The organism is Xylanimonas allomyrinae (assembly GCF_004135345.1).
Taxonomy (GTDB): domain Bacteria; phylum Actinomycetota; class Actinomycetes; order Actinomycetales; family Cellulomonadaceae; genus Xylanimonas; species Xylanimonas allomyrinae.
On record NZ_CP035495.1, the window covers coordinates 1,923,112 to 1,936,145 of the forward strand.

The 13,034-nt window shown below is 75.2% G+C and carries 10 protein-coding genes; 5 read left to right on the forward strand and 5 right to left on the reverse strand.

Annotation, left to right across the window (positions count from 1 at the left end; genetic code table 11):
* Positions 1 to 11: 11 nt before the first annotated feature.
* From ET495_RS19150 to mtrA, 3 genes are all read right to left on the reverse strand, one after another.
* The gene (locus ET495_RS19150) at positions 12 to 1,718 is read right to left on the reverse strand and encodes an LpqB family beta-propeller domain-containing protein (RefSeq protein WP_129204330.1); all 1,707 of its coding nucleotides are present in this window, start codon (positions 1,716 to 1,718) and stop codon (positions 12 to 14) included.
* Positions 1,715 to 3,355 (reverse strand): MtrAB system histidine kinase MtrB, encoded by a 1,641-nt coding sequence (mtrB, locus tag ET495_RS08820; protein WP_129205951.1) that lies wholly within the window; start codon positions 3,353 to 3,355, stop codon positions 1,715 to 1,717. Before mtrB ends, ET495_RS19150 begins: the two co-directional genes overlap by 4 nt.
* A gap of 125 nt (positions 3,356 to 3,480) precedes the next feature.
* Positions 3,481 to 4,161 carry an MtrAB system response regulator MtrA gene (gene mtrA / locus ET495_RS08825; protein ID WP_129204332.1) on the reverse strand — a complete coding sequence of 227 codons (681 nt, stop codon included), beginning with the start codon at positions 4,159 to 4,161 and terminating at the stop codon, positions 3,481 to 3,483.
* A 97-nt stretch (positions 4,162 to 4,258) separates the two neighbouring features.
* On the opposite strand from mtrA, the gene ET495_RS08830 reads away from it, so the two are divergent.
* The 4 genes from ET495_RS08830 (at position 4,259) to ET495_RS08845 (ending at position 9,855) form a co-directional block, all read left to right on the forward strand.
* Positions 4,259 to 6,103, forward strand: coding sequence for a DUF4129 domain-containing protein (locus ET495_RS08830; protein WP_129204334.1), 1,845 nt, complete (start codon positions 4,259 to 4,261; stop codon positions 6,101 to 6,103).
* A complete protein-coding gene (locus ET495_RS08835; RefSeq protein ID WP_129204336.1) occupies positions 6,100 to 7,269 on the forward strand; it encodes a DUF4350 domain-containing protein in 1,170 nt (389 codons plus the stop codon). The genes ET495_RS08830 and ET495_RS08835 overlap by 4 nt, the downstream gene beginning before the upstream one ends.
* 130 nt (positions 7,270 to 7,399) lie before the next feature.
* Positions 7,400 to 8,482, forward strand: a complete 1,083-nt coding sequence (locus ET495_RS08840; protein ID WP_129204338.1) for an AAA family ATPase — start codon at positions 7,400 to 7,402, stop codon at positions 8,480 to 8,482.
* The gene (locus ET495_RS08845) at positions 8,479 to 9,855 is read left to right on the forward strand and encodes a DUF58 domain-containing protein (protein ID WP_129204340.1); all 1,377 of its coding nucleotides are present in this window, start codon (positions 8,479 to 8,481) and stop codon (positions 9,853 to 9,855) included. Before ET495_RS08840 ends, ET495_RS08845 begins: the two co-directional genes overlap by 4 nt.
* Before the next feature lie 7 nt (positions 9,856 to 9,862).
* Here ET495_RS08845 and ET495_RS08850 read toward each other — a convergent pair whose 3' ends face one another.
* The gene (locus tag ET495_RS08850) at positions 9,863 to 10,852 is read right to left on the reverse strand and encodes a stage II sporulation protein M (RefSeq protein WP_129204342.1); all 990 of its coding nucleotides are present in this window, start codon (positions 10,850 to 10,852) and stop codon (positions 9,863 to 9,865) included.
* 95 nt (positions 10,853 to 10,947) lie between these two features.
* On the opposite strand from ET495_RS08850, the gene ET495_RS08855 reads away from it, so the two are divergent.
* A complete protein-coding gene (locus ET495_RS08855) occupies positions 10,948 to 11,766 on the forward strand; it encodes an RDD family protein (RefSeq protein ID WP_129204345.1) in 819 nt (272 codons plus the stop codon).
* Between the two features lie 27 nt (positions 11,767 to 11,793).
* Here the strand turns inward: ET495_RS08855 and ET495_RS08860 are convergent, their stop codons facing one another.
* Positions 11,794 to 13,020, reverse strand: coding sequence for an acyltransferase family protein (locus ET495_RS08860; RefSeq protein WP_129204347.1), 1,227 nt, complete (start codon positions 13,018 to 13,020; stop codon positions 11,794 to 11,796).
* Positions 13,021 to 13,034: the final 14 nt, after the last annotated feature.

Genomic DNA, 13,034 nt, shown 5'->3' on the forward strand with positions numbered 1-13,034 from the left:
GGTCGACCCGGTCAGCCCGGGAAGGCCGCCAGGGTCACGCCCTGCGCGACCACGGGCCAGACCGCCGAGGACTGGTGCAGGTACAGCACCCCCTGGCCGTCGAGCGCAAGCACCGACCCCGTGCCGACGGTGGCGCTGAGCGACGTCGGCGAGCTCACCCCGCTCAGACGGCGAGCGAGACCGCCGGCCGAGCCGGCCAGACCGCCCACGCCCGCGAGGTACACCACGGCGCCGTCCTCCTGGCCCAGCAGCGCGAGGGCAGCCTCGTCCTGCCACACGGCCTGCGACACGTCACCCACCGACTGCCCGACCGTCACGGGCGTCGCGAGCGCCGTCGGGACGCCGCGCTGGTCGCGCACGATGCCCGCGACCTGGACGGCAGGGCCGCCCGGTCCCGTCGAGACCACGGCCAGCCGGGCGCCGTCCGGTGCGACGCTCAGCGACGTCACGGTGCGGTCCTCGAGCCACGGCGCCGCCACCGAGTAGCGGCCACCGGTCGGCAGGACGGCCTCCACGGGCCCGGCGCGCTCACCGCTCCACGTCACCCCGAACCGGTCGACCGACGGCGCGAGCAGGTCCGCGCCCTCCAGCAGCACGGCACGGTCGCCCGTGACGCGCACGATGCGCGTCGACCCGTCGCGCACGACGACCGTGCTGGCGCCGGAGCCGAGCGCGAGCGCCGTCGGGTCGAGCCCGTCGAGGTTCGCCGCGACGTCGGACTCCACCAGCTCACGCCCCGCGAGCGACCAGAGCTTGCCGTCGCGCAGCACGAGCGCCTGCCCGGTGGTGCGCGGCAGGCTCGGCAGCTCGACGTCGTCGGGCGGCACGATCGGGCCGTTGCGGTCGAGCAGGGTGACGCCCACGCCCTCGCTCACGCCGTCGGAGAGCGTCGCGCGCAGCTGGGCCGCGAACAGCCCGCGCGCCTCGCCCGAGGCCTCGCCGACCTGCTCGGTGAGCGGGACCTGGAGGTTGCCGTCGGGTCCCTCGGTGACCGAGTTGAGCGCGAGCGCCGTGCCTGCCGGCAGCAGCGACGTGACGGCCGCCCCGAGCCACTCGGGCGGTCCCGCGAGGATCTCCTGGACGGCGTTGGTGCGCCACGTCTGCTGCGGGAACCAGCGCACGTCGGGCACCCAGTTCTTCAGGTCGGGCGTCGGGAAGTACAGGCGTGTGCGGTGGTAGGTCGCGTTGAACACCTGGGCCGGCACCAGCAGGCCGTCCTCGAGCGAGGTGATGCGCCACTGACCGCCCTCGCGCGTCAGCTCGAACGTCGTGTCCTTGGTGGTCGGCACGGGCTCCTCGGTGAACGCGCCGCGCTCGTCGAGCGAGGCCACGACCGTCCCCGAGGCGTGCACGACGGCACGATCGGGCTGCTGGTCGAGGCTCTCGGGCGTGCTCAGCTGCACGGGACCGTCGAGCACGACGACCTGGGCGTAGGGCCGCCACTCCGTCACCGCCGACGAGGCCAGGTACTCGCGCGCCACGCTGAACGGCGTCGTCGACGTCGGGCCGGCCTGCGCCGCGAGCAGGAAGCCCCGCACGATCGCGTCCGGGTCGGCGTCGAAGGCGGGACTCGTGGCGATGAAGCCGACGTCGACGCCGCGGGAGACCTCGGAGCCACCGTCGCGGACCCGGCCCGCGACAGGAATCGTCGCGCACCCGGCCGCGAGCGCCGCCACGGCGATCCCCGCGGCCGCGGCCCGCACGCGCCGGCCGATCACGGGCGCACCTGCCCGATGTCGTCGAGCGGCAGCGCGCTCAGGTCCGGGATCGCCGTCGGCGTGGGGCCCTCGGCGGACACGACGACGGGGATCTGCCCCGTGGGCAGGTGGGGCAGCGCACGCGGTTCGGGCACGAGCGGCAGCGGCGGGTCGTCGACCGGCAGGCCCGCGCGGCGCGGCAGCGTGAGCCGGAAGCTCGCGCCCGCGCCGGGCTTGCCCCAGGCTTCGAGCCGGCCGGCGTGCAGGCGGGCGTCCTCGAGCGAGATCGCCAGCCCGAGGCCGGTCCCGCCCGAGGTGCGAGCGCGCGCCGGGTCGGCACGCCAGAACCTGTCGAACACGTGCGCCACCTCGTCGTGGGTCATGCCGATGCCGTGGTCGCGGACGACGACGGCCACCGCGTTGGCGTTGGCGCCCACCGTGATCTCCACGGGCTTGCCCTCCGCGTGCTCGACGGCGTTGACCACCAGGTTGCGCAGGATCCGCTCGACGCGTCGCGGGTCGACGTCGGCGACCGCCGGCTCCTCGGGCAACGTGACCGACAGGAACACGCCCTTGCGTTCCGCGAGCGGGGTGGCCGTGTCGACGACGGCCGCGACGACGCCCTCCAGGTCACGCTGCTCGACGTCGAGCACGGCTGCCCCGGCGTCGAACCGGGAGATCTCCAGAAGGTCGGCGAGCAGCTCCTCGAAGCGGTCGAGCTGTTGCTGGAGCAGCTCCGCGGAACGGCGCGCCCCGTCGTCGAGCTCGTCCCGCGAGGCGTGGATGACCTCGCCGGCGATGCGGATGGTGGTCAGCGGGGTGCGCAGCTCGTGCGAGACGTCGGAGACGAACCGCCGCTGGGCGGCGGACAGCTCCTCCATCCGGCGGATCTGGTCCTGCAGCGACGCGGCCATCTCGTTGAAGGTGCGCGCAAGGGTCGCCATCTCGTCGTAGCCCTTGCCCGGCATGCGCTCGGACAGGTGCCCGTCGGCGAGCCGCGCGGCCGTGGCCGCGGCACGCCGCACCGGGGTGACCGCCTGGCGGGTCACCAGCCAGGTGATGACGCCGATGAGCGCGAGGATCGCCAGGCCGCCGAGCGCGAGCGTGCGCTGCACGAACCGCAGCGTCTCCTGCTCGGGCTGGAGCGAGTAGAGCGTGTAGAAGCCGAACCGGCCGGCCGTCGGCACGTCGACCACCGAGCCGAACACGACGCCCGGCTCGTCACGGCCCGAGTAGGCGAGATCGGCGGGGATGCGTACCGACTGCCACTTCTGGTGCTCCGACGTGAGCGTGGCGCTGCGCAGCTGCGACGAGACGAGCCCGCTGCGCGCCATGCCCTGCGGGAAGGCGATGTCGTTGAGCGCCGCTGCCGGGGTGTCTCCCGCCGAGGCGAACATCGAGCCGCGAGCGCTCGCGGCGCCGTTCCGCTGCGGGTCGGCGAGCGTGATGATCAGGGCCTGCACGTCGGCGCTCGACGTCACGGGCGACGACGCGAGCGCCTCGCGCACCGCGGCCGCCGAGCGCGCCGACTCGATGTCGAGCTGGGAGACACGCTGCTCGAAGAGTCCGTCGCGCACCGAGATCGACAGGAACCCGCCGATGGCCGCGACCGCGACGACGCCGACGGCGAGCGCCGAGGTCACCACGCGCACCTGCATCGACGAGCGCCAGCGGTAGACCGTCGCCCGGGACTGCCGGGCGACCGACACGCGCACCCGCCGCCACAGCACGCCGACGGCCCAGACGCGGCCCCGGGGCGATGCCGAGCCCGTCGCCGCCGCGGTCACGTGGGGGCGCCCGCCTTGTAGCCGACGCCGCGGACGGTCAGCACGATCTCCGGGTTCTCCGGGTCACGCTCGACCTTGGAGCGCAGGCGCTGCACGTGCACGTTGACCAGGCGCGTGTCGGCCGAGTGCCGGTAGCCCCAGACCTTCTCCAGCAGCACCTCACGGGTGAAGACCTGCCACGGTTTGCGGGCCAGCGCGACGAGCAGGTCGAACTCCAGGGGCGTCAGGCTGATGCGGACGCCGTCGCGCGTCACGGCGTGGCCCGTCACGTCGATCTCGACGTCGCCGACCAGAAGCCGCTCGGGGCCCGGGTCCTCCGTGCGTCGCAGGCGTGCGCGGATGCGGGCGACGAGCTCCTTGGGCTTGAAGGGCTTGGGCACGTAGTCGTCGGCGCCCGACTCCAGGCCGAGCACGACGTCGACGGTGTCGCTCTTGGCCGTGAGCATGATGATCGGCACGCCCGACTCGGCGCGGATCTCGCGGCACACCTGGGTGCCGTCCCTCCCGGGGAGCATGAGGTCGAGCAGCACCACGTCGGGCTGCGTCGCGCGGAAGGCGGCGAGCGCACCGTCTCCGTCGGCGCAGAAGACCGGGTCGAATCCCTCGGCGCGCAGCACAATGCCGATCATCTCGGCCAGGGCGGTGTCATCATCGACCACAAGCACACGCGACTTCATGTGGTCAGTCTGCCAGGCGAAGCCTGTGGACGGCGGCCGGTGACCTGGGGTGGCACGCTATCGTGGCCGCACGACTGCACGTCCACACGGGGAGAGCATGAGCACGCCGCAGCAACCTGACGACGTCCGACCAGTGCCGCCCGACCCTGGATCCGTCCCGCCGCCCGCCGGCTGGGGCGACGTGCCGCGCTACGGGCGCTACGGGGCGGCGTCGGCGCAGGCACGCTCGCCCTACGGCAGCCCGGCCGGACCGTCGCCCTACCGCCCTCCGGCCGACCGGCCCGGCATCGTCCCGCTGCGGCCTCTGACGCTTGGTGAGATCTACGACGGCGCGTTCGGAGCGGTGCGGCACAACCCCGCCGTCATGCTCGGGCTGGCCTTCCTCGTCATCCTGGCCGCGACCGTCGTCGGCGTGCTCGTCGGCGAGCTGCTCGTCGCGCCGTTCACGCGCTTTCTCTCCCCGGTCTTCTCCGACCCGGGTCTGCGCGAGACGGAGGACCTCTTCGGCTTCGGCGCGGGCGAGGTGGCCCGCCTGTACGCGACGACGTCCGGGGCCGCCCTGGCGTTCCTTCTCGCCGGGCCGATCGTCAACGGCATCCTCACGGTCTCGGTGAGCCGCTCGGTGCTCGGCGAGAAGGCCAGCGTGCGTGACGTCTGGGCCCGCGTCGGGCCACGCGTGTGGCTGCTGCTCGCCTGGTCGCTCCTTCAGACCGTCGCGCTGCTCGTCGTCGGCTGCGTGCTGTTGTTCGTCACCTTCCTGCTGACCATCGCGGCGGAGCAGGCGTCGACCGCGCTCGCGGTGCTGGTCGTGATCCCCATGCTCCTGGGCACCGTCGCGGTGCTCGCATGGCTCGGCATACGGCTGCTGCTCGTCCCACCCGCGCTCGCGCTCGAACGCGCACCGCTGTGGGCGACCGTGCGCCGCGCCTGGATCCTGACGCGACGCTCGTTCTGGAGGACCTTCGGCATCTACCTGCTCGCCTACGTCATCGTCTCGGTGATCGCCCAGATCATCGCCGGGGCGCTGGGCGTCGTCGGCGGCGTCGCGTCCCTCTCGTCCCAGTCGGTGGGCATGGCGGTCTTCGTCACCACCGTCGTGACGACGGTGATCAGCACGGCCATCTCGACGATCTTCCTCGCCGGCGTGGTCTCGCTGATGTACATCGACCTGCGCATGCGTCGCGAAGGTCTCGACGTCACGCTCGCGGCGACCGCCGCCGCCCGGGGGACTGAGTCGGTGCGGGTGCCGCTCACTCTCGCCGGGATCGTCCTGACAGACGTGCCTGTCGTCCCCGACCGCGACACGGCGCGCCGCTGGCTGGTCGAGGAGCTGTCGCGGTCCGAGTACGCGACCGAGTCGTCGCTGCTCCGGCGGCTCTGGGAGTGGTTCATGGGGCTGTTCGACGGCATCCCGGCGCTCACCGCCCCCTCGTGGCCGGTGCTGCTGGGCACCGTCGTCGTCGTCGCAGCGGTGCTCCTGGTGGCCCGCTGGGTCACCGGACCCGTCCGGCTCGCGCGCACGCGCGCGAGTGCCGCGCCCCTGGTCGCGCCCGACGACACCCGCACCGCCGCCCAGCTGCGCGCGGCGGCCGACGCCGCAGCCGCACGCGGCGACTGGTCGACGGCCGTCGCCGACGGGTTCCGAGCCGTCGTGCGCGGGCTCGAGGAGCGCACGGTGCTCGACGTGCAGCCGGGCCGCACCGCGCAGGAGGCCGCACAGGCGGCCACGGCCCGCCTGCCGGCACTCGACGCACCCCTGCACGCGGGCGCCACGCTGTTCGACGACGTCGTCTACGGGGAGCACGGCGCCGGGCCCGCCGACGCCGCGTCCGTGCGCGAGCTCGACGTCGCCGTCGGAGCCGCACGGGTGGGCCCTCTGCGCGCCACGGCCGACGCCCTGACCGGCGCAGGCGCGTCCCTGGACGGACGGGGACCGACGTGACCGCCGTCGTCGGGGATCGGACCACGGCCCTCGACCGCGCCGGGCGACGCTGGCGCCGCGTCCGCTGGACGCTGCTGGTGCTGGCACTGTTCGCACTGGTGGTCGCCGTCCTCGCGGTCGCTCGCCCCACCACCACGACCGCGGCGTACTCGCCCGACTCGGTCGCACCCGACGGCTCGCGCGCGCTGGCGCAGGTGCTGCGGCGCCAGGGTGTGGACGTGCGGCACGTGACCACCGTCGACGAGGCCGTGCGCGCCGCCGCGCCGGGGACGACCCTCCTGGTCGCACCCGCGCCGCTGCTGACCACCGAGCAGGCCGAGGCGATCGCGCAGGTGCCCGCCGACGTCGTGCTGGTCGCCCCCGGCGGAACCCTCCTCGACCTCGCGACCGACGGCACCGTCGGCCTGTCGGTCCAGGCCGACGGCGGTGACCTCGCACCGGGCTGCGACGACCCCGCCGCCCAGGCGGCCGGAACGGTGCGCCTGTACGCCCCGCTGCTGGTTCTCGACGAGACCGTGACCGCCTGCTATCCGGCCGGCGACGGCGTCGGCCTCGCGCACCTCGACGCCTCCCGCACGGGCCGCGGGAACGTGACCGCCGTCGGCGACCCGGCGCTGCTGCGCAACGACAGCGTGACCGCACAGGGCAATGCGGCGCTCGCGCTGCGGCTGCTCGGCGCGAACGAGCGCCTGGTGTGGTTCGTTCCCGATCCGTTCGACACCACCACCGGCGAGGGGGTGAGCGCGCAGGGCGGCGTCCTGCCCCGCTGGGCGGGCGTGATCGCGCTGTGGGCCCTGCTGTGCGCCGTGGTCGCCGCGGCATGGCGCGCGCGCAGGCTCGGACCGCTCGTCGCCGAAGACCTGCCCGTCGTCGTCCCGGCCGCCGAGACGACGCGCGGGCGCGGACGGCTGTACCGGCGAGCCCGGGCCCGCGGGCACGCCGCCGCCGCGCTGCGCGCCGCCGCAGCCGACCGCATGGCCGGACGTCTCGGCGTCTCGCGCGGCGCCGGAGCCACGACGCTCGTCGACGCCGTCGCGCAGGCGAGCACGCGCGACCCCCACGAAGTCCGGGACCTGATGTACGGACCGCCACCCGCCGACGACGCCGCGCTCGCCGCGCTCGCACGCCGGCTCGACGACCTGGAGAGCGAGGTTCACCGACAGTGACCACCCCCGACGAGTACATCACCCGCCCGGCGGGCGGGCAGACCGACCCCAGCCGGCGCATCCGGGCGGACCCGTCACGGCACCGGCCGGCGTCCCGCCGACGGCAGCCACCGGCCCCGGGCCTGCCCCGGTGGCGCAGGCGCCCGCGCTCGCGCCGGTGGCACCGCCCGCCGGGCCGGTCGTCACAGGGCCCGTCGTCGCCGGGCCTGTCGTCGCCGGGCCTGTCGTCGCCGGACCTGTCGTCACCGGGCCGACGTCCGGCGAGCCCGACCTGCGGCGCGCTCTCACCGGGGTGCGCGCCGAGGTCGGCAAGGCCGTCGTCGGCCAGGACGGCGCCGTCACGAGCCTGCTGATCGCGCTGCTGTGCCAGGGCCACGTGCTGCTGGAGGGCGTGCCGGGCGTCGCCAAGACGCTGCTCGTCCGCGCCCTGGCCGCATCGCTCGACCTGGGCACCAAGCGCGTGCAGTTCACCCCCGACCTCATGCCGGGCGACGTCACCGGCTCGCTCGTCTACGACACGCGCACCGCGCAGTTCTCGTTCCGCGAGGGCCCCGTCTTCACGAACCTGCTGCTCGCCGACGAGATCAACCGCACACCTCCCAAGACGCAGGCGGCGCTGCTCGAGGCCATGGAGGAGCGTCAGGTCTCCGTCGACGGTCAGCCCCGGGCCCTGCCCGACCCGTTCGTGGTGGTCGCGACGCAGAACCCGGTCGAGTACGAGGGCACCTACCCGCTGCCTGAGGCACAGCTCGACCGTTTCCTGCTGAAGGTGGTGCTCAACGTCCCGCCGCGTGAGCAGGAGATCGAGGTCCTCGCCCGGCACGCCGCCGGCTTCGACCCGCGCGACCTGGCCGCGGCCGGGATCCGCCCCGTCGCGGGAGCGGGCGACCTTGCGGCCGCGCGCGCACAGGTGCGCCACGTCGCCGTCGCCCCCGAGGTGCTCGGCTACGCCGTCGACGTGTGCCGGGCCACGCGCCAGTCGCCGTCGCTCTCGCTGGGCGTCTCGCCACGCGGTGCCACCGCGCTCCTGGCGACCTCACGCGCCTGGGCGTGGCTCAACCGGCGCGACTACGTCACGCCCGACGACGTCAAGGCGCTGGCTCACCCGACGCTGCGCCACCGGGTCCAGCTTCGCCCCGAAGCCGAGCTGGAGGGCGTGACGGCCGAGACCATCCTGTCCTCGGTCCTGGCGACGGTCCCGGTACCCCGGTGACGATCACCGGCCGGGCCGTGCTGCTCGCCGTCGCCGGGCTCGTGCCCGTGGCCCTGTGGCCCGTGCCGGGAACCGTCGTGGCGTGGGCCGGGTTCGTCGTCGTCGCCTGCGTCGCCGACGCCCTGATCGCCGCGTCCCCGCGGCGGGTCGAGCTGACGCGGCACGTCCCACCCTCCGTCCGGCTCGGGCAGGGTGCGACGTCCGAGATCGCGGTGGTCAACCTGGGCGGGCGCACGCTGCGCGCGCTCGTGCGCGACGCGTGGCCGCCGTCGGTCGCCGTCGGCGCCGCGTCGGCCGAGGGCGGCGACGCAGCAGGTGCCGCCGTCGGTGCCGCGGCCGCGAGAACCGTCCGCACCGCACGCCACCACGTCAGGCTGCGCGACGGGGACGGCGCCCGGCTCGCCACGCCGCTGCTGCCCACCCGGCGCGGTGACCGTGCCGCCGGACCCGTCACGGTGCGCTCCTTCGGCCCGCTCGGGCTGGCGGCACGGCAGGCCACGCTCGCGGTGCCCGCACGGCTGCGCGTCCTGCCCGAGTTCTCCTCCCGGCGCCACCTGCCTTCGCGGCTCGCACGGCTGCGCGAGATGGACGGCCGCTCCGCGGTGCAGGTGCGCGGTGAAGGCACCGAGTTCGACTCGCTGCGCGAGTACGTCGTCGGCGACGACGTGCGCTCGATCGACTGGCGGGCCACCGCGCGCCGCGCCGACGTCGTCGTGCGCACCTGGCGGCCGGAGCGCGACCGGCGCGTGCTGATCGTGCTCGACTCGGGCCGCACCTCCGCCACGCGCATCGGCAGCGGGGCGGGTGGCACCGGCTCACCGCGCCTCGACGCGTCGATCGAGGCAGCGCTCCTGCTCGCCGCGCTCGCCGACCGGGCGGGCGACCGCGTCCAGGTTCTCGCGTTCGACCGCACGCTGCGCGCCCGCGTCGCCGGCGCCTCGGGACGGCGCCTCCTGCCCGAGCTGGCCGACGCGCTCGCGGGCGTCGAGCCCCGGCTGCTGGAGACCGACTGGCCGGGGCTGGTCGGCCAGGTCCGCACGCACGTGTCGCAGCGGGCGCTCGTCGTGCTGCTCACCGCGCTCGACCCGGCGGCGGTCGAGAACGGGCTGCTCGGCGTCGTCGACCAGCTCGCAGGAACGCACCAGGTGGTGGTCGCGGGAGTTGCGGACGCCGAGGTGGCGGCGCTGCGCGCGGGCCGCGACTCGGTGTCGGTCTACGACGCCGCCGCCGCCGCCCGTGGCGACCTGGAGCACGCGGCCGTGGCGGCGGTGCTGCGCCGCCACGGCGCGCAGGTGGTGGAGGCTCTCCCGGAGACGCTGCCCCCCGCGCTGGCGGACACCTATCTGTCGCTGAAGGCGGCGGGTCGCCTGTGACGCGCGGTCAGCCCGCCGTCGGGGTCACCGCGCCCGCCTGATCCTGGCTCAGGTCGCCCGTCGCACCGGCCCGGACGGCACGGCGGCCGAGCAGCAGGACGTACGCCCAGAAGCCCGCGAGCGCGACCGTCCCGATCGCGATCTTGAGCCACCACGCCAGGCCCGAGCCTGTGACGAAGCCCTCGATCAGTCCGGACACCGCGAGCGCCCCCGCGAGCCCGATCGCGCACGTCACCAGCGCGCGGCCCTCCTGCGCGAGCGCGAGCGACCGCTTGCGCGGCCCGGGGTCGACGATCGCCCAGAAGGTCCTCAGCCCGGCCGCTCCCGCCACGAACACCGCCGTCAGCTCCAGCTGCCCGTGCGGCGCGATGAGCTGGAGGAAGGTGTCGAGCTCGCCATAGGCGGCCATCATGCCGCCCGTCGCGCCGACGCTGATCGCGTTCTCGGCCAGGACGTAGAGGGGGCCGATGCCCGTCACGCCGAGCGCGATCACCTGCGCGCTCAGCCAGGCGTTGTTGGTCCACACCATCGCCGCGAACGACGCACGTGGGTCGTAGTACGCCACGAAAGCTTCGCGCACGTACGCCTCGCGCTCGGCGGGGGTACCCATGGCGGCGAGCGCGTCAGGGTCGGTGGCGACGTGCACCCCCACGACGACGGCGACGGCCAGGCACGCGACGACGACGCCGAGCGTCCACCACCGCACCCGGTACAGTGCGGCCGGCACGGTCACGACGGTGAAGCGCACGATGTCGGCCCACGCGGGCTCGTGAGCACCGGCGATGCGGGCGCGGGCGCGTGTGAGCAGGTCGCTCAGGCGTGTCACCAGCACGGGGTCGGGTGCGGCCGACCTGACGGTCGACAGGTGCGTGGCGACCTCCTGGTAGAGGCGCACCAGCTCGTCCGACTCGGCGCCGTCGAGACGCCGCCGGCGTACGAGGGCGGCGAGCCGGTCCCACGCCGGTGTGTGCACGGTGGAGAAGGCGTCGAGGTCCACGGCCGCTACCCTGCCACAGGACGTCCGGCTGCCGCGCCTGCGTGCACAGGCGGCCGAGGCGTGGAGCACGCGACAGCACGACGAGGGAGGCACGGGTGTACGACGGGATCCTCATCGGGGAGGGAGTGGTGCTCGACGCGCGCCCGGCGTCGTTCGTCACGCGCGCGCTCGGTGGCCTGCTGGACGCGACGGCGACGTTCGTGGCGTTCCTGCTCATCGGGTTCTTCGGCGGCCTGACCTTCGAGACGTTCGGTGCGCAGTGGGCCCAGGTGGGTGGCATCGTGCTCGTCGTCGTGATGTTCGTCGGTGTCCCCGTCACGGTCGAGACCCTCACCCGCGGCCGGTCCCTGGGCAAGCTCGCCACCGGCGTTCGCGTGGTACGCGACGACGGCGGCCCGGTCAGGTTCCGGCACGCGTTCATCCGGGCGATGGTCGGGGTGGCGGAGCTGTGGATGACCTTGGGGGGCGTGGCGCTGGTGGTGTCGCTCGCCAACGCCAAGGGCAAGCGCCTCGGCGACCTCGTGGCGGGCACGTATGCGATCCGCATCCGCGGCGGCAGGGGATGGCAGGTGCCGCTGCAGATGGCCCCCGAGCTCGCCGGTTGGGCCAGGGCCGCCGACATGCGTCGGCTGCCCGACGGCCTCGCGCTTGCCGCGCGGCGCATGATCGACCGCGGCCCACGGCTGGCGCCCGGGTCGCGCATCGCGCTCGCCGACGACCTCGCCGGGCGTGTCGAGCCCTACGTCGCCCCCGCCCCACCCCCGGGGACGCCGCCCGAGGCATTCCTGCACGCGGTGCTGTTCGAGCGCCGGGACCGCGAGCTGGCGAGCGCCCTGAGTGAGCGCGAACGCGCCGGCGAGCAGGCGGCGGCTCTGCACCGCCTGCCCTACGCCATCCCCGATCCGCCCCACTGAGGCGCGGTCCGCTGCGCGGCGGCGGCCTCAGGCGCGCAGCGAGCGCCCCCGCCGGGACTCGAACCGGCCGAATACGCGCACGAGGCCCCACAGGGCCAGCGCGAACGCGCCGAACCAGACCGGCCGGGTGGACCACCAGTCGGTGCTCCACGGCTCCGGGAGCCGTTCGTGCAGCCCGAGCATCACCCCGGCGACGACGGCGAACATCGCGGTGAGGTGCCACAGGTAGACGGTCATCGCCCGGCGCGCCAGCGTGTCGACGACGCGGCGGCCGCGCCCGGTCGCCCACCGGGTGATCGCCTCCCGTGCGAGCAGCACGACGGCGACCTGCATGACGGACTGGGCCACGACGGGCGCCGTCGGCGGTGCGAGGTTGGAGATCGCGTCGCCGGGCATGCCGATCAGGCTCGGCGGGTAGGGGCCGAGCACGACCAGGGCGCAGAGCGCGGCGAACGCGAGCACGGCGGTGGCGCCGAGCGCGAGCCGGCGTGCCGGGGCCGGTGCGGTACGCCGGGCGCGGCCGGTTCCCGCGTCGGCGTACGCCGCTCCGGCGAGGAACGGCACGGCCCACACGAGGATCACGTTGGCCCAGCCGAGGGCGTCGATCCCGGCGCCGAAGCGCAGCAGGTCGACCAGGAGCGGCGCGGCGACCGCGACGCCCAGCGCGCCCCACCGCCAGCGTCGCCAGGCCCGCAGCAGCGCGGGGGTGAGCGCGACGAGCACCACCCACACCCCGAGGAACCACAGGAGCTGCGGCGCCATCGTCGCCAGGCGCCAGACCGCGCCGTCGGGCACGCCGGAGACGAGCAGCGCGCCGACCGCGGCAGCCCACGCCACGGCGAACGCGCCCACGGGCCGGGCGACGCAGCGCAGCCGCGCGCCGAGCACGCGGCCCCACCCGATCCCGGGCAGGCGGGTGTGCTGGTAGGCGGCCGAGGCGCCCGCGGCGAAGAAGAGCAGCGGCAGGACCTGCAGCACCCAGGTGATCGTCCATGCGCTCCCGTGGCCGAGGGCGTTGCCGATCCCCAGGGTCTGCCCGTCCCACGTGGCCTCGGGCATGAGCCAGTGCACGGCGACGATCCCGAGCGTCGCCAGCGCCCGCACGCCGTCGACGAACCGGTCGCGCCGGCCGGCGGCGCCCGGTGCCGGCCGGGGCTGGACGACGTCGGGCGCCGGCCGCGGGCGGACGACGTCGGGCGCCGGCCGGGGCTGGACGACGGCGCCGAGGACGGGCGGGGTCAGGGTGACGGCCATCGGTGGGCTCCTGG